The sequence below is a fragment of the Xanthomonas sp. NCPPB 1826 genome (assembly GCF_056725285.1).
The window spans coordinates 1,152,506-1,171,195 of record NZ_CM161521.1; the positions used below are offsets into that span (position 1 = coordinate 1,152,506).

The 18,690-nt window shown below is 67.6% G+C and carries 19 protein-coding genes; 9 read left to right on the forward strand and 10 right to left on the reverse strand.

From position 1 onward, the window contains the following. Positions 1–30 precede the first annotated feature (30 nt). Positions 31–894, reverse strand: coding sequence for an alpha/beta hydrolase (locus AC1PLA_RS04920; RefSeq protein ID WP_481105708.1), 864 nt, complete (start codon positions 892–894; stop codon positions 31–33). Positions 895–1,030: 136 nt separating this feature from the next. Between AC1PLA_RS04920 and AC1PLA_RS04925 the strand changes: the two genes are divergently transcribed. Together AC1PLA_RS04925 and AC1PLA_RS04930 are read left to right on the forward strand one after the other, a co-directional pair. Then, positions 1,031–1,627 (forward strand): TetR/AcrR family transcriptional regulator, encoded by a 597-nt coding sequence (locus AC1PLA_RS04925; RefSeq protein WP_126966985.1) that lies wholly within the window; start codon positions 1,031–1,033, stop codon positions 1,625–1,627. A gap of 60 nt (positions 1,628–1,687) precedes the next feature. Beyond that, a complete protein-coding gene (locus tag AC1PLA_RS04930) occupies positions 1,688–2,779 on the forward strand; it encodes an NAD(P) transhydrogenase subunit alpha (RefSeq protein ID WP_481105709.1) in 1,092 nt (363 codons plus the stop codon). A 181-nt stretch (positions 2,780–2,960) separates the two neighbouring features. Here AC1PLA_RS04930 and AC1PLA_RS04935 read toward each other — a convergent pair whose 3' ends face one another. Genes AC1PLA_RS04935 through AC1PLA_RS04945 form a run of 3 tightly spaced genes read right to left on the reverse strand, consistent with a single transcriptional unit; the run spans position 2,961 to position 4,359 of the window. After that, positions 2,961–3,449, reverse strand: coding sequence for a DUF3106 domain-containing protein (locus AC1PLA_RS04935; RefSeq protein WP_481105710.1), 489 nt, complete (start codon positions 3,447–3,449; stop codon positions 2,961–2,963). Between the two features lie 5 nt (positions 3,450–3,454). Further along, positions 3,455–3,799: a hypothetical protein gene (locus tag AC1PLA_RS04940; RefSeq protein WP_047125931.1), complete on the reverse strand. Its 345-nt coding sequence runs from the start codon at positions 3,797–3,799 to the stop codon at positions 3,455–3,457. Then, positions 3,796–4,359, reverse strand: a complete 564-nt coding sequence (locus AC1PLA_RS04945) for an RNA polymerase sigma factor (RefSeq protein WP_167704710.1) — start codon at positions 4,357–4,359, stop codon at positions 3,796–3,798. Before AC1PLA_RS04945 ends, AC1PLA_RS04940 begins: the two co-directional genes overlap by 4 nt. Before the next feature lie 123 nt (positions 4,360–4,482). Between AC1PLA_RS04945 and AC1PLA_RS04950 the strand changes: the two genes are divergently transcribed. Together AC1PLA_RS04950 and AC1PLA_RS04955 are read left to right on the forward strand one after the other, a co-directional pair. Further along, on the forward strand, positions 4,483–4,788 hold the full coding sequence (locus AC1PLA_RS04950; protein ID WP_115510663.1) for an NAD(P) transhydrogenase subunit alpha part 2: 306 nt from the start codon (positions 4,483–4,485) through the stop codon (positions 4,786–4,788). Beyond that, positions 4,785–6,242 carry an NAD(P)(+) transhydrogenase (Re/Si-specific) subunit beta gene (locus tag AC1PLA_RS04955; RefSeq protein ID WP_115510491.1) on the forward strand — a complete coding sequence of 486 codons (1,458 nt, stop codon included), beginning with the start codon at positions 4,785–4,787 and terminating at the stop codon, positions 6,240–6,242. The genes AC1PLA_RS04950 and AC1PLA_RS04955 overlap by 4 nt, the downstream gene beginning before the upstream one ends. Positions 6,243–6,619: 377 nt before the next feature. Here AC1PLA_RS04955 and AC1PLA_RS04960 read toward each other — a convergent pair whose 3' ends face one another. Both AC1PLA_RS04960 and AC1PLA_RS04965 read right to left on the reverse strand, forming a co-directional pair. After that, the gene (locus AC1PLA_RS04960; RefSeq protein WP_481105486.1) at positions 6,620–7,543 is read right to left on the reverse strand and encodes an IS110 family RNA-guided transposase; all 924 of its coding nucleotides are present in this window, start codon (positions 7,541–7,543) and stop codon (positions 6,620–6,622) included. Between the two features lie 787 nt (positions 7,544–8,330). After that, a complete protein-coding gene (locus AC1PLA_RS04965; protein WP_024940819.1) occupies positions 8,331–8,750 on the reverse strand; it encodes a hypothetical protein in 420 nt (139 codons plus the stop codon). Positions 8,751–8,924: 174 nt separating this feature from the next. Here AC1PLA_RS04965 and sufT point away from each other — a divergent pair, with 174 nt between their 5' ends. The 5 genes from sufT (at position 8,925) to AC1PLA_RS04990 (ending at position 16,422) form a co-directional block, all read left to right on the forward strand. Then, a complete protein-coding gene (gene sufT / locus AC1PLA_RS04970) occupies positions 8,925–9,479 on the forward strand; it encodes a putative Fe-S cluster assembly protein SufT (RefSeq protein ID WP_016900709.1) in 555 nt (184 codons plus the stop codon). Positions 9,480–9,543: 64 nt separating this feature from the next. After that, positions 9,544–10,629 (forward strand): branched-chain amino acid aminotransferase, encoded by a 1,086-nt coding sequence (locus AC1PLA_RS04975; protein WP_481105711.1) that lies wholly within the window; start codon positions 9,544–9,546, stop codon positions 10,627–10,629. Positions 10,630–10,944: 315 nt separating this feature from the next. Continuing rightward, positions 10,945–12,690 (forward strand): S8 family peptidase, encoded by a 1,746-nt coding sequence (locus tag AC1PLA_RS04980; RefSeq protein WP_039523743.1) that lies wholly within the window; start codon positions 10,945–10,947, stop codon positions 12,688–12,690. Positions 12,691–12,951: 261 nt separating this feature from the next. After that, positions 12,952–14,361 (forward strand): S8 family peptidase, encoded by a 1,410-nt coding sequence (locus tag AC1PLA_RS04985; protein WP_039530516.1) that lies wholly within the window; start codon positions 12,952–12,954, stop codon positions 14,359–14,361. Between the two features lie 363 nt (positions 14,362–14,724). Beyond that, the gene (locus AC1PLA_RS04990; RefSeq protein WP_481105712.1) at positions 14,725–16,422 is read left to right on the forward strand and encodes a S8 family peptidase; all 1,698 of its coding nucleotides are present in this window, start codon (positions 14,725–14,727) and stop codon (positions 16,420–16,422) included. A 201-nt stretch (positions 16,423–16,623) separates the two neighbouring features. Here AC1PLA_RS04990 and ybaK read toward each other — a convergent pair whose 3' ends face one another. The 4 genes from ybaK to wrbA all read right to left on the reverse strand — a co-directional run bounded on the left by ybaK (position 16,624) and on the right by wrbA (position 18,670). Then, complete coding sequence (gene ybaK / locus AC1PLA_RS04995) at positions 16,624–17,097, reverse strand: Cys-tRNA(Pro) deacylase (protein WP_115510486.1); 474 nt, start codon at positions 17,095–17,097, stop codon at positions 16,624–16,626. A gap of 4 nt (positions 17,098–17,101) precedes the next feature. Further along, the gene (locus AC1PLA_RS05000) at positions 17,102–17,587 is read right to left on the reverse strand and encodes an asparaginase domain-containing protein (protein WP_102583828.1); all 486 of its coding nucleotides are present in this window, start codon (positions 17,585–17,587) and stop codon (positions 17,102–17,104) included. 85 nt (positions 17,588–17,672) lie between these two features. Continuing rightward, on the reverse strand, positions 17,673–18,017 hold the full coding sequence (locus tag AC1PLA_RS05005) for a DUF2069 domain-containing protein (RefSeq protein WP_039523750.1): 345 nt from the start codon (positions 18,015–18,017) through the stop codon (positions 17,673–17,675). Continuing rightward, positions 18,014–18,670 carry an NAD(P)H:quinone oxidoreductase gene (gene wrbA / locus AC1PLA_RS05010; RefSeq protein WP_172454310.1) on the reverse strand — a complete coding sequence of 219 codons (657 nt, stop codon included), beginning with the start codon at positions 18,668–18,670 and terminating at the stop codon, positions 18,014–18,016. Before wrbA ends, AC1PLA_RS05005 begins: the two co-directional genes overlap by 4 nt. Positions 18,671–18,690 lie beyond the last annotated feature (20 nt).

Genomic DNA, 18,690 nt, shown 5'->3' on the forward strand with positions numbered 1-18,690 from the left:
GCGCGATGCGCTTGCCGCATCGCGGTACGGTCAGGCGCGCGCCGGGCCGATAAAGTCCAGCGCTGCTTCGATGACCGAGGCATGGTCGACCATGCGGTTGTGGCCCAGGCCTTCGGTGGTCAGCAATTGCGCCTGCGGCCACAGCGCCGCAAAACGCGCGCCCTCGTCCCAGGGGGTCTCGCGGTCGCGGCGGTCGTGGATGATCAGGGCCGGGCGCTGGAAACGCGGCAGATGCGGGGACGCATCGAAATCGGCAAAGCGTTTGCCGGTGATGGTGTGCAGCAGATTCTCGAACGGAGCGAAGGTCTTGGCCGCGATGCCGAAGGCGCGGAACTGGCGGTGCGCGGAGTCGGCCGGTGCCAGCAATGGCGCGATCAGTACGTAGCGCTTCGGCTGCCAGGCCGCTTCATCGGCGAACACGATCGATGCCGAACCCAGCGAGTGGCCGATGAAGGCGGCCGGCCGGCCGAAGCGACGCCCGATCCGGCGCAGCACCTCGACAAAGTGCGGCATGTAGCTGATGCGCCCACCGCTCAAGCCGTGCCCGGCCTGGTCGAACGCCACCACCGCATAGCCCAGCGCCTGCAGCCGTGGCACCCAGGCGGCAAAGCGCAGGCCATAGCTGGACCAGCCGTGGGAGAGCAGCACATACGGTTGCTGCGCCGGGTCGCCCCAGACATACACCGCGATCTCGATGCCATCGATGGACAGGCTGTCGCGGCCCACGTCGGACAGCGTGGCCAGGGTGGATGCGGCATGCCGGCGTGATGCCGCATCCGGCGTCACGAAGCGGCGTGCGAGCAGGCGGCCGGTCGGGCCGGGGGCCAGGCGGCTGGCCAACCCGAACAGCGTGCGGGTCAGGCGCATGCGCCAGCGGGAGGATGCCTTAGCCATGGGAACACTCGCTGGGGGAAGGGCTGCATCCGTCGCCAAATCTTGACGCTGGCAAGATGCGGGGCGAGTCTGCACCGCCAATCTTGTCAGCGTCAAGATTCCCTGCTCCAATGAAATCCCGATTTGCGAAGCCGCCATGTCCCACGCGCCCAAGTCAGCGACGTATCACCACGGCGATCTGCCCGCGGCCCTGCGCCGCGCGGCATGGGAGATCGTCGGCGAATCGGGTCCGCGCGGGCTGAGCCTGCGCGAGTGCGCCCGCCGTGCGGGCGTTTCGCACGCCGCACCGGCACATCACTTCGGCTCGCTGGAAGGTCTGGTGGTGGAACTGGTTGCAGACGGGTATGAACGCATGGTCGAGTGGATCGTGCAGGCTCAGCGCGAGGTCGACCCACTGCTGGGCGGCGGCCTGGGCTATATCCGGTTCGCCATCGCCTACCCGCAGCAGTTTCGCTTGATGCAGAGCCTGGAGCCGCAGCGACGCAGCCTGCCGCGCCTGCTGGCGGCCACCGATGCGGCAATGGCCTGCCTGCGCGATGCCTTGCATGCGGCCTGGCTGGCCCGGCACGGCAGCGCGCCGGATGCGCACCTGCTGCATCAACGGGTGCTGCTGGCCTGGAGCGCGGCACATGGCTATGCGTGTCTGGCCATCGACCACCGTACCGAAGCGGTGGCGCTGGCGCCGCCCGAACAGTTGCTCGCCCCGATGCTGCCGGCCTTGCTGACGCCCTGAGCGTGGCTGCCGCGCTCTGCTAGCATCGCCGCGACGACAGGCGCGCGAGCGGAGCAAGCCATGGCTGTGCAGGTGCTGGTGCTGAAAGAACACGCGGCAGGCGAGCGCCGCGTCGCAGCCACGCCGGAAACGGTCAGGAAACTGGTCGCGCTCGGCGCCAGCGTGTGGGTCGAGCCGGGCGCCGGCTGTGCCAGCAGCATGGCCGACGCGGCGTATCTGCAGGCCGGGGCGCAGCTCGCCACGGCAGACACGCTGGCCCAGGCCGAGGTGCTGCTGAGCGTGCAGGCACCGCCCACCGAACTGCTGCAGCAATGCAGGCCCCACACCGTGCTGATCGGCATGCTGGCGCCGGACGCCGACCCGGCACGTGCGCAGGCGATTGCCACCGGTGCGCTGGTTGCGTTTCCGCTGGAGCGCCTGCCGCGCACCACGCGTGCGCAATCGATGGACGTCTTGAGTTCGCAGGCCGGCATGGCCGGCTACAAGGCCGTGCTGATCGCCGCGCAACTGGCGCCGCGCTTCTTTCCGATGCTGACCACCGCCGCCGGCACCATGCGCCCGTGCAAGGTGCTGGTGATCGGTGCGGGCGTGGCCGGGCTGCAGGCGATCGCCACCGCCAAACGGCTGGGCGCGCAGGTCGAAGGCTTCGATGTGCGCCCGGAAACGCGTGAGCAGATCGCCTCGCTGGGCGCGCGCTTCCTGGATCTGGGCGTGAGCGCGGCCGGCGAGGGCGGTTATGCGCGCCAGCTCACCGACGACGAACGCGCCGAACAGCAACGCCGGCTGGCCGAACACCTCAAGAGCGTGGACGTGGTGGTCTGCACCGCCGCCGTGCCCGGCCGGCCGGCGCCGAAGATCCTGAGTATGGAGATGCTGCACGGCATGCGCGCCGGCAGCGTGATCGTCGATCTGGCCGCGGAAACCGGCGGCAATTGCGCCGCCACCCGGCCCGGCGATATCTATGAGCGCGACGGCGTGGTGATCGCCGGCCCGCTCAATCTGGCCAGCCAGGGCGCGGTGCACGCCAGCGAGATGTTTGCGCGCAACGTCTACGCATTCGCCGCATTGCTGATCAAGGATGGCGCGCTGTCGTTCGACTGGGACGACGAACTGCTGGCCAAGACACGCTGGTCGGCGCCAGCGACTGCGTAGCCCCGCCGAGCCCATGCGCCTTGCGCGTTGGCGGGTAGGAGCGCGCTGGCGCGCGATGACGCTTTATCGGTAACGCTCCATCGCGCGCAAGCGCGCTCCTACGGTGGCCGCGCGCATGTCCGCCTGTGACCGGGATGAACCCGTGCGCTGGCGTGGCGCGCTTGCCGCGGCAGCGCTGCCGTCAATCGTCGGTGGGCGGATGCTCGCGCAGCCAGGTGCTGCGCTCGGCCGGGCTCATTTTCTGCCAGCGTTGCTGCAGCTCATTGCGTTGTTGCTGGTTGAGCGTGCGCATGCGTTCGAACAAGGCCTTGGCCTCGCGGCGTTGCTCCGGGCTCATGTTGCGGAAGCGGTCCATGCCGGCCTTGGCCTGTTTGCGCTGCTCCGGGGTCATGTCCAGCCAGCGGCGCGCATGGCGGTACATGCGCGGGCGTTCTTCCGGCACATCGTTCCAGCGCTCGCGCAGCGCATCGATCAGCACCTGCCGCTGCTGCTGGGTGAGCTTGTCCCACTCGGGCATCGGCGTGTCTGCCTCGCGCGGTCCGGGTCCTTGCGGGCCGGGGCCATCCGGCGGCGGTCCCGGCGGTCCTGGGGAATGGGCCTGGGCCAGCAGGGACGCGCAGGGCGCGGCGCACAGCAGCAGGGTCAACAACAGGCGGGTGGTGCGGGTCATCGTGCTTATTCCATGGCCAGGGCGGTATCGGACCCCAGCCAGACGTACAGGTCCGGATTCTGGGTCAGCATGTCGTCGGTATCGGTGGTGGTGCCGGCGACCACCTGGGTCGGAGCGCGGTCCGGCGAGGTGCTCTCGCCCGGACGCAGCTGCAGGCCGATGCCGACCGCCAGCAGGCCGGAACACGCGGTCGCCAGCAACCAGTAGCCGCGCCGGGCGCGCGTGGGAGCGGTCGCGTGACGGGCCTGGCGCAGGCGCGCCAGGGTCTGCGGCGGCAGGCTGGTCAGTGCGGAGGCGTGCAGCTGGCGCAGGTGCGCATCCAGCTGGGCCGGGTCGTGGGAGCGGTTCACAGGAAATCCTCGAACTGTTTTTGCAACGCGTCGCGCGCACGCGACAGGTGGGTTTTGACCGAGCCTTCCGAGCAGCCCATCGCCTTGGCGGTGGTGGCCACGTCCAGGTCTTCCAGCACGCGCAGCGTGAACGCTTCGCGCTGGCGCGCCGGCAGGTTGCGCAAGGCCTCGACCAGCCGTTGGTAGGCCTGCTGATGCTGTTGTTCGTCCACCGGGCCGGTGCTGGGGTCGGCCCAGTCGATGGTGCCTTCGTCGTCGGCGCGCTCGGCCGGCGCCCAGAACTTCAGGCGGAAGCTGCGCCGGCGCTGCAGGTCGATGATGCGGCTGCGCAGGATGCTCCAGAACAGCGGCGTCCATTCGGTGGCCGGGCGCTCGCGGTAGCCGAGCAGCTTCACCATGGCGTCCTGCACGGCGTCCAGCGCATCTTCGCGGTGACGCAGGCCGGCCTCGGCAAAGCGGAACGCACGCGGGCCGATGCCGGCCAGGAAGGCGTCCAGCGAAACGGGCGCGGTGGCGGCCGGTGCGGCAGGTTGCGGATCGAAAGGGGTTCCCACCAGCACAGCGTAGCTTCCGCGGAGACGATACGACGTCAACGGGCGAGTGCCGATTCGGTTGACACGCGCCCGGGCACGCACGGCGTGGGTATGATCGGCGGGCCGCACCGGCCAGTGGAGCGAACGACGATGAGCGACGGATTCGTAGCGCTGTACATCTTCATGCTGGCGGCCATCGCCGGCCACGTGATCATCTCGCGGGTGCCGGTGATCCTGCATACCCCGCTGATGTCCGGCTCCAACTTCATCCACGGCATCGTGCTGATCGGTGCGATGGTGGTGTTGGGGTATGCCGATACCACGCTGGAAAAGGCGCTGGGATTTGTCGCGGTGATGCTGGGTGCGGGCAACGCGGCCGGTGGTTACGTGGTGACCGAGCGGATGCTGGACATGTTCAAGTCCAGCAAGAAGCCGTCGGGCGGGGACGCGCCATGAACGTCTCCACTGCCGAGCTGCTGGCATGGCTGGTGAAGTCCAGCTATCTGGTCGCGGCGACCTTGTTCCTGCTCGGGCTGCAGCGCATGGCGTCGCCGCTGACCGCGCGCAGCGGCATCCGCTGGGCCGGACTGGGCATGCTGATCGCCACGGTGGCGACATTCTTCCTGCCCGAGCTGCATAACGTGCCGCTCATCCTGGCCGCGCTGGCGATCGGCACCGGGGTGGCGTGGTGGTCGGCCAGGAAGGTCGCCATCACCAACATGCCGCAGATGGTGGCCTTGTACAACGGCATGGGCGGCGGCTCGGCGGCGGCGATCGGGGCGGTGGAGTTGCTGCGCTTTGCCTTCTTCGCCAACCGTGACACCACCCACTGGAGCGCCCAGGCGGTCGCCGAACTGGCGGCGCGGCGGCCGGACACCACCACGGTGGTGCTGGCGGTGGTGGGCTCGGCGATCGGCGCAGTGTCGCTGTCCGGGTCGATCGTGGCCTGGGCCAAGTTGGATGGCCGGCTCGACCGTCGGGTGATCTTTGCGGGCCAGCAGGCCTTTAATCTGCTGGTGGCGCTGGCGGTGCTGGTGCTCGGCATCTGGGCGGCCAGCAGCCTGCAGCCGCTGGCGATCATCGCCTTCTTCGTGGCGGCGCTGGCACTGGGCGTGTTGATGACGCTGCCGATCGGCGGTGCCGACATGCCGGTGGTGATCTCGCTGTACAACGCATTCACCGGCCTGGCGGTGGCTTTCGAAGGCTATGTGCTGGGCAACGAGGCGCTGATCATCGCCGGCATGATGGTCGGCGCGGCCGGCATCCTGCTGACGCGCCTGATGGCCAAGGCGATGAACCGGCCGATCAGCGGGGTGCTGTTTTCCAACTTCGGCGGCGGCGGGCAGGCGCAGGAGATCGCCGGGGCGCAGAAGCCGATCGAGGCCGGCGACGTGGCGGCGATGATGGCGTTCGCCGAGCGGGTGGTGATCGTGCCCGGCTACGGCATGGCGGTGGCACAGGCGCAGCACAAGATCTGGGAGCTGGCGCAGCGGCTGATCGCGCGCGGGGTGAAGGTGAAGTTCGCAATCCATCCGGTTGCCGGGCGCATGCCCGGGCACATGAACGTGCTGCTGGCCGAAGCCGGCGTGCCCTACGACCTGATCGCCGACATGGACGACATCAACCCCGAGTTCGCCAGCACCGACGTGTCGCTGGTGATCGGCGCCAACGACGTGGTCAACCCGGTGGCCAGGACCGATCCGGCCAGCCCGATCTACGGCATGCCGATCCTGGACGTGGTCAATTCGAAGAACACGGTAGTGATCAAGCGCGGCAAGGGCACCGGCTTTGCCGGCATCGAGAATGCGCTGTTCTACGCCGACAACACCCGCATGCTGTACGGCGATGGCGCGGAAGCGGCCGGCGCGCTGGTCAGCGAGCTGAAGGCGCTGGACGGGGGCGGGCACTGAGGCGTTGTGCGACTGATTCAACGGATGAATTTGCGAAGCCACTTGGTCGAGGGGCGGTGTCCTTTCTCACTACCAAGGACCTTGTAGCGAGCTGCAGAACAGCCGCTCCTAAGTTGATCTATTCGTGTTTGTCCGGCCAGTCGTAAACAAGCCACGCAGCTTCAAGAAAATACCGGGCTTTGTGGGGCGTAGCGGGGTTTAAAAACATTCAAAAGCTCGGCTCTTCGAGTGCGCGGTGCCCTCACCGCTTGCGGGACACGCCGTGAATCCGTCCATGGAGCAACTGTGTTGTTGGAGTGGCTCTGCCGCTCCGCAAGCCGGGCACGGTGGTGCTGGCCGCCTGTCGGCAGCCATGGCCCCATCGAGCGCATTGACACTCAGGTCGGGATGGCTTGGGCCTGTCCGCCTAGCGCATCTCTGGCGCGGGCGTTGAGGATGACCAGCATCTTGCGCATCGCCGCCACGACGGCGACCTTGCCGGGCTTTCCGCGTGCCCGCAGCGACCGATAAAACTCCCGGATCTGGGGCTCGTGCTGGATGGCCGACAGGCAGGCCATGTACAGCACGTTGCGCACCTCGATCCGCCCGCCGCCGATCCTGCGGATGCCGCGTGTGGTGCCGCTATCGTGGGCGATGGGAGCGACGCCGACCAGCTTGGCAATGGCCTTGCCATCAAGGGTGCCCAGCTCCGGCAGATAACTGGCGATCACCGCTTGCAGGATCGCTCCGACGCCTTTAAACGAACGCATCGCTTCCAACTGCGGTTGCTGGCGGACCTGTTCGGCGATGTGTTTTTCCAGTCGCACGCAGTGCTTTTTCATCTGCGTGATATTGGCCTGCAGCAGGCGGCGTAAGCTGGTGTCCGTCCCCTGTTCCAACTGGTTTTGCGCGCTTGTTGCCAGGTCCACAAGCTGCTGTCGCGCACGCACGAACTCGCGCAGCTTTCGCCGCCAAGGCTCCATCGGCTGATAGGCACGCAGCTCAAGGGTGGCCGCCATGCAGGCCAGATTGGTCGCATCCAGGCGATCTGTTTTTGCCGGCAAACCGGTGGCAGCAGCGAAGGCCTGGCAGCGGTACGCATCGGCCCGCACGACTTGGTGACCGGCGTCGAACAGGGCATCCAGTATCTGCTGTTCGTAACCGCCAGACGCCTCCAGGACAACCTGGCCAACCTGCTGCGTCGCCAGCCAGGACAGAAGCTTGCGATGGCCCGCGGGTGTGTTGTGAAACCGCTCGAAAGGGCCGCGATGGACGGCCACATCCAACATGGCCTTGCACACATCAATCCCGATGCCGTTCATGGGTGAACTCCGTTAGGCTTAAAGGGTCGAGAGCTCCCCCGCCTGCCCAGCCTTACGTCTACGCGTGGCAACACTGGCAACTGTTCGGGCGATACGGGGGAGAAACCGACGTGGGCACCTGTCTCCACGACGATCGGCAATGATCTAGGCTCTAACGGTGGCCCACGTCGGCTCTCGACACCCAGACTGGCAGAATCTGAACAGATAAGGCTCCTTGGCGGCATCCATGCCGCCAAGGGTCCCGCAACCGGCAAGGACACCGCACCAGGAGGTTGGTTGGTGGTCGAATGAAAAGCTGCCTGTTGCGATTGCAAGTCTTGCGTCGGAACGCTGAAACGTTTGCAGGTTGCTTTGTTGAGCCGCTGCCGTTACTCGGTTTGCGCTGGAAAGCTGATCGAACGCACGGTGATCCGAACAACACACACCATGTTTTGCTTGCAACCAAACCTACCGACCATCTCTACAGGTCCTTGCCGGCCCATCGTCGCGGGACCTTACGCGGCATGGATGCCGCGTAAGAGCCTACATGGACGTACTTGCGGCGTGTCCTGCGATGGTGGGCCGGCAAGGGCCCTGCAGCAAACTCACAGCGTCGAGGGCTCGGCGAGGACACCGCACCGGTTACCGGTTGCTCTGTCGAAAACCATGCACACCGACCATCTCGACCGGGCCTTGTCCGCTCACCGTCGCGGAACCTTACGTTGCAGAAGCGGCGTGACTTGCGCTGTGCACATGAAGCATCAGCTTCAACGGATGCCTAGTGGCAGTCATTGCGAACACGTCCGACTCAGCGCGCCGCCCACCACGCCAGGACCAGCGCGGCGGCATAGCACAGCAGGTCGAAGCCGTTGTTGGCCAGTTGCAGCAGGGTCCAGGCCAGCCCGGTGCCCATCTTCTGTGCCGAGGTCCACGGGTCCAGGCCCAGTGCGCCACCCAGCTGCGCCGAGGCGATGCCCCAGTTGGCGCCGACGATGATCAGCGCGGTCGCCACGACCGCGATGCCGATGCGCAAGGGACCGGCGCCCAGCGTGCCCAGGCGCAGCATCCAGACGATTTCCAGCGCCACCAGCACCGCCATCCAGCCGGCCTGGTTGCCCAGCGCGAGCGCGATGAGCATCCAGGCGATCAGGGCGGTGACGCATCCCAGCAGCAGGAGCGGGGGCCAGAGCCAGTGGGCGGTTCTGGCGGACGCGGTGGTAGGCGGCATTGGAGCTCCTGACAGTGCGCACATGATAAAGCGCGCGATGTACTTTGCGCGGTGATGGACGCGCCGATGGAATGCAGCGTCGTCGCTGGCTCCATCCCGCAACGGCAGCGGCCTTGCCGTGGTCGGCTAGAATGGCGGACTTGCGCGCATCCGCCGCGGCCCCATATCCAGCCCATGTACTCCCGTAGCAGCGAACCCGTCCAGTTCGAACGCGATTGCGATGCCGTCATGGTGCCGCAGGGCGATTCGGTGACCCTGCCCGCAGGCAGTTACGGCTATATCACCCAGGCGCTGGGTGGCAGCTATACCGTCTTTGTCGAAGGCAACCTGTTCCGCATTGCCGGCAAGGATGGCGATGCGATCGGCAAGGAGGCCCCGCCGGGGCTGGAACTGCCCGCCGATGCCAGCGACGAAGAGGTGGAGGCACTGGTGTGGCAGCAGCTGCGCACCTGTTTCGACCCCGAGATCCCGTTCAACATCGTCGATCTGGGCTTGGTCTACGAGGCGGTGGTCAGCCATCGCGAGGAAGACGATCAGCGCCGGGTGGACGTCAAGATGACCCTCACCGCGCCCGGTTGCGGCATGGGCGAGATCCTGGTCGACGATGTGCGCAGCAAGGTCGAAATGATTCCGACCATTGCCGAAGCCGATGTCGAGCTGGTCTTCGACCCGCCGTGGGGCCGGCATATGATGTCCGAAGCAGCCCGTCTCGAGACCGGCATGCTCTGATCGTCAGGCGCCATGTCCAAGAGGTGGCGCCGCGTCCTTTCGCCCGCCATACAGGAATCTTCCGGTGTCCGTGTCCTTCGCTTCCACCCGTTCCCCGTCGCCGCGCAGTGCCGACGAGCTGTCCGTGATCCTGGCCGCGCCCGGCTTCGGGCTGCATTTCACCGACCACATGGTCGCCATTTCCTGGACCAACGAGCTTGGTTGGCATGACGCGCAGGTACGCGCGTATGGCCCGCTGCAGCTGGATCCGGCTGCCTCGGTGCTGCATTACGGCCAGGAGATCTTCGAAGGCATCAAGGCCTACCGGCATGCCGACGGCTCGATCTGGACCTTCCGCCCGCAGGCCAATGGCGAGCGGTTGCAGCGCTCGGCGCGCCGGCTGGCGCTGCCGGAACTGCCGGTGGACCTGTTCGTCGAATCGCTGCGCCAGCTGGTGGCGGTGGATGCGAATTGGGTGCCGTCGGCGCCGGAAACCAGCCTGTACTTCCGCCCGTTCATGATCGCTGACGAGGCGTTCCTGGGCGTGCGTGCGGCGCACAAGGCCTCGTACTACGTCATCGCAAGTCCCGCCGGTCCGTATTTCGCCAAGGGCGTGGCGCCGGTGTCGATCTGGTTGTCCACCGAGTACGCACGTGCGGCCAAGGGCGGCACCGGCGCGGCCAAGTGCGGCGGCAACTACGCCGCCTCGTTGCTGCCGCAGCAGAAGGCCTATGCGCAGGGCTGCTCGCAGGTGCTGTTCCTGGACCCGGTGGAAGGCAAGTACATCGAAGAGCTGGGCGGCATGAACGTGTTCCTGGTCTACAAGGACGGCACGCTGGTGACGCCGGAACTGTCCGGCAGCATCCTGGAGGGCATCACCCGCGACAGCATCTTGCAGTTGGCCCGCGATCGCGGCATGCAGGTGATCGAGCGCAAGGTCGCCATCGACGAGTGGAAGCAGGGCGTGGCGTCGGGCGAGATCACCGAGGTGTTCGCCTGCGGTACCGCTGCCGTGGTCACCCCGATCGGCGAGCTGAAGGGCGATGGCTTTGCGGTCGGCGACCTGTCCGCCCCGGCCGGCGAGGTGACCATGTCGCTGCGCCAGGAGCTGACCGACATCCAGTACGGGCGCGTCCCGGACCGCCACGGTTGGCTGGTGCGTCTGTCCTGAGCCAACACATCGCGTCAAAAAAGGCCTCTGCGCGGTCGCGCAGGGGCCTTTTTTTTGGGCGCAGCGCAGCAGGTATGTGGCAATTCATGTCCGAATGTGTCGTCAACTGACTGAACGGTGCCGTACGGTGTCACAAATCTGATATTTAATTTATGGAAAGTGCGAACTTCTTATTGTCCAGTCTGGTTGTAGTGCGGTAGGTTCGCTGAACGGATCGATAACAGGGGATCGGTCCGGGACCTCGGTGCTGACCTATGGAAGGCGGCACCGGCTACCACCGCTCCGGCGGTTCTCTTTGATCTAGAAGGGAATTCGATGTCGAACGAGTCTTTCCGCAAGTGCCCCCGCGCACTGACCATCCTGAGCGCAGCTGCGCTGACCTCGTTGTTGCTGGCAACCCCGGCCTTTGCCGGCGAGGTGTATCTGGATGGCCTGGCCACCGCCCAAACCCACCAGAAGTTCATCGTGACCTATAAGGACGGCAGCACCGCGCTGGCCAGTCCAACCGCGTTGAGCACCTCGCTGCGCACCGCCGCGCGCGCTGTTCCGGCTAAGGCCGGCAAGGCGCTGGGCCTGAACTCGGTGCGCCGCCTGGCGCTGGGACCTGAGCTAGTCAAGGCCGACCGCGCGCTCGACCGCGCCGAAGCCGAGACCCTGATGCGCCAGCTGGCCTCCGACCCCAACGTGCAGAGCGTTGAAGTCGACCAGATCCTGCACGCCACGCTGACCCCGAACGACACCCGCCTGTCCGAGCAGTGGGCCTTCGGCACCACCAATGCCGGCCTCAATATCCGCCCGGCCTGGGACAAGGCCACGGGCGCCAATGTGGTGGTGGCGGTGATCGACACCGGCATCACCACCCATGCCGATCTCAACGCCAACATCCTGCCGGGTTACGACTTCATCAGCGATGCCACCACGGCGCGCGATGGCAACGGGCGCGACAGCAATCCTGCCGACGAAGGCGACTGGTACGCTGCCAATGAGTGCGGCACCGGCATTCCCGCCGCCAATTCCAGCTGGCATGGCACCCATGTGGCCGGCACGGTGGCCGCGGTGACCAACAACACCACCGGCGTGGCGGGCACGGCCTACAACGCCAAGGTCGTGCCGGTGCGCGTACTCGGCAAGTGCGGCGGTTCGCTGTCGGATATCGCCGACGCCATCATCTGGGCCTCCGGCGGCAGCGTCAGCGGCATTCCGGCCAATGCCAATCCGGCCGAAGTGATCAACATGTCGCTCGGCGGCGGCGGTACCTGCTCGACCACCATGCAGAACGCGATCAGCGGTGCGGTCTCGCGCGGCACCACGGTGGTGGTGGCGGCAGGCAACGATTCTGCCAACGTGTCCGGTTCGCTGCCGGCCAACTGCGCCAACGTGATCGCGGTGGCAGCCACCACCTCTGCCGGCGCCAAGGCCAGCTATTCCAACTTCGGCACCGGGATCGACGTGTCGGCGCCGGGCTCGGCGATCCTGTCCACGCTCAACAGCGGCACCACCACCCCGGGCAGCGCCAGCTACGCGTCCTACAACGGCACCTCGATGGCGGCGCCGCATGTGGCCGGCGTGGTCGCGCTGGTGCAGTCGGTCGCGCCGAGCGCACTTACGCCGGCCGCCGTGGAAACCCTGTTGAAGAACACCGCACGTGCGCTGCCGGGCGCCTGCTCGGGCGGCTGCGGCGCCGGCATCGTCAATGCCGATGCGGCGGTGACTGCCGCCATCAGTGGCAGCAATGGCGGCGGCGGTGGCGGCACCGGCAACACCCTGACCAACGGCACGCCGGTCACCGGACTGGGCGCGGCCACGGGTGCGGAGCTGAACTACACCATCGCAGTGCCGGCCGGTAGCGGCACGCTGACCGTGGCGATCAGCGGCGGCAGCGGCGATGCAGACCTGTACGTGCGTGCCGGCAGTGCGCCGACCGACACCACCTACACCTGCCGTCCGTACCGCAGCGGCAATGCCGAGACCTGCAGCATCAGCGCGCCGTCGGGCACTTACTACGTGCGCGTCAAGGCGTACAGCACGTTCTCCGGCGTGACCTTGCGCGCCAGCTACTGAGGCACGTCGGCACTGCCTGGCCCCGGCTAGGCAGTGCCGATCCGCTGCAGCAGATCCGCTTCATCCCATCAGTGACGTCTCGCCCACGTCTGCCGCATCGGCAGGCGCCGGCGGTGTGTTGCCGCTCGACCGGAATGGACGTCGGTCAGTCGTCTCGCCGGGCGCCCGCGCCCGTGCACTGCCTGACCCGATCCGCAGCACGTGGAGCCGGTTCGGCCATCTCGCCGCAACTGCGGCACCCTCTCAAATAAGGAACGATCGATGTCCAATGTGTCGCAACGTCGTGCGCCCACGCGCGCGCTGGTGGTCCTGGGTGTGTCCGCGCTGACCTCGCTGCTGGCAGTGCCGGCGTTTGCCGGTCAGGTCAATCTTTCCGGGCTGGATTCGCAGCCCACCCTGGACCGCTTCATCGTCAAGTACAGGGACGGTTCCAGCGCCGCGGTGAGCCCGACCTCGATGCGCGCATCGCTCAATTCGGTCGCCACCGCCGTGCCGGCACGCGCCGGCCGCGCGCTGGGCCTGAATCACGTGCGTCGCACCGCGCTGGGATCGGAAGTGCTCAAGACCGACCGTGGCCTGGACCGTGCCGAGGCCGAGACGCTGATGCGCCGGATCGCCGCCGACCCGAGCGTGGAGTACGTGGAAGTCGATCAGATCATGTACCCGACGCTGACCCCCAACGACACCCGTCTGTCCGAGCAGTGGGGCTTCGGCACCACCGCCTCGAGCATCAACGTGCGTCCGGCCTGGGATACCGCCACCGGCACCGGCGTGGTGGTGGCAGTGATCGACACCGGCATCACCAGCCACCCGGACCTCAACGCCAACGTGCTGCCGGGCTACGACTTCATCAGCGACGCGGCGCGTGCGCGTGACAACAATGGCCGCGACAACAACCCGGCCGACCAGGGCGACTGGCGCGCAGCCAACCAATGCGGCTCCGGCGTGGCAGCGGCCAACTCCAGCTGGCACGGGACCCATGTGGCCGGCACCATTGCTGCGGTCACCAACAACAGCACCGGCGTGGCGGGTACCGCATTCAATGCGCGCATCGTGCCGGTGCGTGCGCTGGGCCTGTGCGGCGGCACCACCTCCGACATTGCCGACGCAATCGTGTGGGCATCCGGCGGCACCGTCTCCGGCGTGCCGGCCAATGCCAATCCGGCCGAAGTGATCAACATGTCGCTGGGCGGCAACGGCACCTGCTCAAGCACCTACCAGAACGCCATCAACGGCGCGGTGTCGCGCGGCACCACGGTGGTGGTGGCGGCCGGCAACAGCAATGCCAACGTGGCCAACTTCACCCCGGCCAGCTGCGCCAACGTGATTTCGGTGGCGTCGATCACCTCGGCCGGTGCGCGTTCGAGCTTCTCCAACTTCGGCAGCACCATCGACATCTCCGGCCCGGGCTCGGCGATCCTGTCCACGCTCAACAGCGGCACCACCACCCCGGGCAGCGCCAGCTACGCCTCCTACAACGGTACCTCGATGGCGGCCCCGCACGTGGCCGGCGTGGTGGCGCTGGTGCAGTCGGCGGCCAGTCGTCCGCTGACCCCGGCGGCGGTGGAAACGCTGTTGAAGAACACCGCGCGTCCGCTGCCGGGCGCCTGCTCGGGCGGCTGCGGTGCCGGCATCGTCAACGCGGCCGGCGCGGTCAGCCAGACCCCGTAAGACGCCTCGCGGTGCCAGCGGCCGAGCCGTTGGCAGCGCTGCGGTCTGCGTGATGCGGTGTGTCTGCAGCACGCTCGATACCCCATTGCCCCGCCAAGTGCGGGGCAACGGCGTTTTGGGGGCGGCGCTGGAGAGTAGGACGGCGCGGTCCTGGTCGCCGCCGGCATCTGACTTCAACCGGCCACCTTAACCAACCCGGTGGTTCGCCACGCCTGGCCAGCGATCCCGGCTCAGGTCCGTCCATACCCGGTCGATAGCGTGGGCAGGTGGGCAGCGACGCCAGTCGGCGCGCCTCACCACGATGCAAGGGCGGCACAGATGTGCCCTCGTTTGCACCACGACATCCCGGGGAGGGGTCGATCCATGCGTTATTTACCGTTCAAGGGGCTGCGCCATGTCGCGCTGGCCTGTGCACTGCTATGCGGCACGGCGCCTGCATTTGCTGGCGACATCAGCCTGCAGGGGCTGGGGTCGGCGTCCGCCCATCAGCGTTTCATCGTCAGCTACAAGGACAGCAGCGCCGGCAACCGTGGGCGTCTGAGTGGCTCGTTGCGCGAGATCGCCCGCGCGGTGCCGGCGCGGCGCGGACGGGCGCTCGGCCTGTCGTCGTCGCGCTGGCTTGGAGTCGGGCCGCAATTGCTGGTGGCCGATCGCGCGCTGGACCGGGTCGATGCGGAAACCCTGATGCGTCGTCTGGCGGCCGACCCGGCGGTCAAGCGGGTGGAAGTGGACATGCTGCTGCGCCCGATGCTGGTGCCCAACGACAGCCGCCTGTCCGAGCAATGGGCGCTGGGCACCACCAGCGCCGGCATCAACGTGCGGCCGGCCTGGGACAAGGCCACCGGCAAGGGCGCGGTGGTGGCAGTGATCGATACCGGCGTGACCGCGCATCCGGAGCTGTCGGCCAATATGCTGGCCGGCTATGACTTCATCAGCGACGCCTTCATCGCCCGTGACGGCAATGCGCGCGACACTGACGCCACCGATCTGGGCGACTGGGCCGCGGCCAACGAGTGCGGCAGCGGTGCGGGCGCGTCCAGCTCCAGCTGGCACGGCACCCATGTGGCCGGCATCGTCGCGGCCGCCGCCAACAATGGTGCCGGTACCGCAGGCGTGGCATTCAATGCCAAGGTGCTGCCGGTGCGCGTGCTGGGCCGTTGCGGCGGCTATCTGTCCGACATCGCCGATGCGATCGTGTGGGCCTCCGGCGGCACGGTGTCCGGTGTGCCGGCCAATCCGACCCCGGCCAGGGTGATCAATCTGTCGCTGGGCGGCATCGGTTCCTGCTCGACCACCTTGAGCAATGCGATCGCCAGCGCGGTGTCGCGCGGGACCAGCGTGGTGGTGGCCGCCGGCAACAGCAATAGCGACGTGTCCCAGAGCGTGCCGGCCAATTGCCCGAACGTGATCGCGGTGGCGGCGACCACCTCGGCCGGGGCCAAGGCCAGCTTTTCCAACTTCGGCCAGGGCGTGGATATCGCCGCGCCCGGGCAGGCAATTCTGTCCACGCTCAACAGCGGCAGCACGGCGGCGGGCAGTCCCAGTTACGCGGTCTACAGCGGCACCTCGATGGCGGCGCCGCACGTGGCCGGCGTGGTGGCGTTGATGCAGTCGGTGGCGCTCAATCCACTCAGCGCGGCCAGCGTCGAAGCGATGCTCAAGAGCACTGCGCGTGCATTGCCGGTGGCGTGTCCGCAGGGGTGTGGGGCAGGGCTGGTCAACGCTGATGGTGCGGTGGCTGCGGTGATCGCCTCGACCACCCTGACCAGCAATGCAGCACGCAACGGCCTGGCCGCAGCCACCGGTGGCTCGCTGTATTACCAGGTCAATGTGCCCGCAGGCACGCGCAGCCTGCGGGTGGCGCTCAGCGGTGGTAGAGGCAATGCCGATCTGTCGCTGCGTGCCGGTGCATTGCCGAGCGATACCGCCTACAACTGCCGCACTGCGGTGGTGGGCAATGCCGACAGCTGCACGCTGAGCGCGCCCGCGCCAGGGGTGTATTACGTGCGGCTCAAGGCCACGCTGGCGTTCTCGGCGGTCACGCTGGTGGCTACGTACTGAGCGTGCGCGGAGTCCTGCGCCGGTGGGGTGCAGGACTTCGGTCTTCCTTGGGGCGTGATCTTGCATCGGCCATGTGGCGTTGGCGATGCGTCACGCCGCAGCGGACGTGCGTGACCGCTGCAGCAAACCGGAGCCACCTTTGGATTTCCAGATGCCGGCTTGCGTCAGCCGGCCTGCACGCGGCGCGGTGTTTCGCCGCGGCTAGTCGCAAACACTGCAGGGCCGCGCCTGCAATGCGGCAACGATGCCGTCGCCCGGCAACTCCAGCAGCAAGCCGCGTTGCCCGGCGTTGATCCACAGCGACGGGGCATCCAGCGCGCTGGCTTCGATCAGGACCGGGGCCTGGCGTTGCTGCCCCAGCGGGCTGATGCCGCCGACCTTGTAGCCGGTGCGACGCTCGGCATCGGCCACCTCCATCATGCGCGCCGACTTGCCGTTGCAGGCACTGGCCAGTTTCTTCAGCGACACCCGGCGATCGCACGGGATCACCACGCACACCGGCTGGTCGTCGACCCAGGCCATCAATGTTTTCAGCACCGTGTGCGGCGCCAGTCCCAGGGCGTTCGCCGCCTGCACGCCCTTCGCGTCGGCATCGGCCTGGTAGGCGTAGGGGTGCAACACATAGGCCACGCCGGCGGCATCCAATGCCTTGGTCGCGCGGGTGGCCTTGCTCATGGCGTCAGAGCGATTCGAAGCGGTTGGCGGCGACGTTCTTGCGCACCTTTTCCGGATTCCAGATGCGCCCGTTCATGGCGATGTACACGCCCGCCGGCAGCGACTGCACCGCGCCGACCGCGCAGCCGATGTTGAACTCGGCATCGGAGCCGCGAAAGCGCGCCGGATTGAGCGCGCCGGTCATCACGATGGTCTTGTCAGCGATCGACTGCAGCACCTTGCCGGTTTCCACCATCGAGTCGGTGCCGTGGGTGATCAGCACGTGGCGTGTCGGCTGGGCGGCGATGGTGGCGCGCACCAGTTCGCGGTCGGCAGCGGTGATATGCAGCGAATCCTTGCGGATGATCGGAATCACCGAGAAGCGGAAGGTCACGCCCAGCTCCTTGAGGATCTGGCCGATCTGCGGGTCGCCGATCTGGTAGTCCGATTTGTCGTCGAAGTAGATCTTGTCGATCGTGCCACCGGTGGTGACGATCAGGAGGTCTTCCATTGCTGCGGGTCCTTCAAACGGGCGCGGTGCAGGCCGCGCGAGGGCCGTCATGATACGACCCCGGCGCGGGTGCTGCCCAAGCGGGTCAACGTGGAGGGCGCTTGCGGCCGAAGCGCGCCGCCATGCCGGGGCCGCCCACCAATGCCACCACCAGCAGGGCCAGCAGCACTTCCAGCCAGGCCAGCCCACGCGCCTGCGGCTGGCTCCAGGCGGCCATCACGCCGTGACTGAACCAGCCCAGCGCGAACACGCCGGCCCAGAAACGCGCACGTGCGCTGCGCAGCGCCAGCGCGGCCATCAGCGCCGGCGGCAGTGCGAACACCAGCAGCGCGGCAGTGCGGTGGCGGTCGTCGTGGAACCAGCTCACGAACAGCACCGTCAGCGCGATCAGCGCGGCCGTCAGTAGCCAGTGCGTGGCGCGCAGGCTCATGGGCTGGCCAGGCGCCGGGCGATATCGGCCACCCGGCGGCCCAGCGCACGCGCCAGCAGCGCTTCGTCCTCGCTCGGTTGCGGGTCGCCGCCGGCACCGGAGACATGGCTGGCGCCATAGGGTGTGCCGCCGCTGGTGGTATGGCTGAGCGCCGGCTCGGTGAACGGGATGCCGACGATCAGGCAGCCGTGGTGCAGCAGCGGCAGGTGCATCGACAGCAAGGTGGATTCCTGGCCGCCGTGCATCGAGGCGGTGGAGGTGAACACGCCTGCCGGCTTGCCGGCCAGGATGCCGCTGGCCCACTCGGCGCCCAGGCCGTCGAGGAAATGCTTCATCGGCGCGGCCATGTTGCCGAAGCGGGTCGGGCTGCCCAGCAGCAAACCGCTGCATTCGGCCAGATCGGCCTTGTCCACATACGGCGCGCCCTCGTCCGGCACCGGCGGGGCGCTGGTCTGGGTCACCGCCGCTACCGGCGGTACCGTGCGTAGCCGCGCGCCCATGCCCGGCACTTCGCCGATGCCGCGCGCGATCTGCCGCGCCAGCCGCGCCACCGAACCGCCACGGCTGTAATACAGCACCAGAATCTCCGCCATCGCGCATCTACCGCCTGTGTGAGTTGCCGCAGTATCGGCCAAGCCACCGCCTGCCTGCACGCCGCAGTTGCGGCAAGGCC

Bases quoted from the DNA above. Each gene is read 5' to 3' on its own strand.
- AC1PLA_RS04985 (WP_039530516.1), top strand. From the start codon at position 12,952: ATGTCCAATGTGTCGCAACGTCGTGCGCCCACGCGCGCGCTGGTGGTC.
- ybaK (WP_115510486.1), bottom strand. From the start codon at position 17,097: ATGAGCAAGGCCACCCGCGCGACCAAGGCATTGGATGCCGCCGGCGTG.
- AC1PLA_RS04990 (WP_481105712.1), top strand. From the start codon at position 14,725: ATGCGTTATTTACCGTTCAAGGGGCTGCGCCATGTCGCGCTGGCCTGT.
- AC1PLA_RS04930 (WP_481105709.1), top strand. From the start codon at position 1,688: ATGGCTGTGCAGGTGCTGGTGCTGAAAGAACACGCGGCAGGCGAGCGC.
- AC1PLA_RS05000 (WP_102583828.1), bottom strand. From the start codon at position 17,587: ATGGAAGACCTCCTGATCGTCACCACCGGTGGCACGATCGACAAGATC.
- AC1PLA_RS04965 (WP_024940819.1), bottom strand. From the start codon at position 8,750: ATGCCGCCTACCACCGCGTCCGCCAGAACCGCCCACTGGCTCTGGCCC.
- AC1PLA_RS04925 (WP_126966985.1), top strand. From the start codon at position 1,031: ATGTCCCACGCGCCCAAGTCAGCGACGTATCACCACGGCGATCTGCCC.
- AC1PLA_RS04960 (WP_481105486.1), bottom strand. From the start codon at position 7,543: ATGAACGGCATCGGGATTGATGTGTGCAAGGCCATGTTGGATGTGGCC.
- AC1PLA_RS04935 (WP_481105710.1), bottom strand. From the start codon at position 3,449: ATGACCCGCACCACCCGCCTGTTGTTGACCCTGCTGCTGTGCGCCGCG.
- AC1PLA_RS04980 (WP_039523743.1), top strand. From the start codon at position 10,945: ATGTCGAACGAGTCTTTCCGCAAGTGCCCCCGCGCACTGACCATCCTG.
- AC1PLA_RS04950 (WP_115510663.1), top strand. From the start codon at position 4,483: ATGAGCGACGGATTCGTAGCGCTGTACATCTTCATGCTGGCGGCCATC.
- AC1PLA_RS04955 (WP_115510491.1), top strand. From the start codon at position 4,785: ATGAACGTCTCCACTGCCGAGCTGCTGGCATGGCTGGTGAAGTCCAGC.
- AC1PLA_RS05005 (WP_039523750.1), bottom strand. From the start codon at position 18,017: ATGAGCCTGCGCGCCACGCACTGGCTACTGACGGCCGCGCTGATCGCG.
- sufT (WP_016900709.1), top strand. From the start codon at position 8,925: ATGTACTCCCGTAGCAGCGAACCCGTCCAGTTCGAACGCGATTGCGAT.
- AC1PLA_RS04920 (WP_481105708.1), bottom strand. From the start codon at position 894: ATGGCTAAGGCATCCTCCCGCTGGCGCATGCGCCTGACCCGCACGCTG.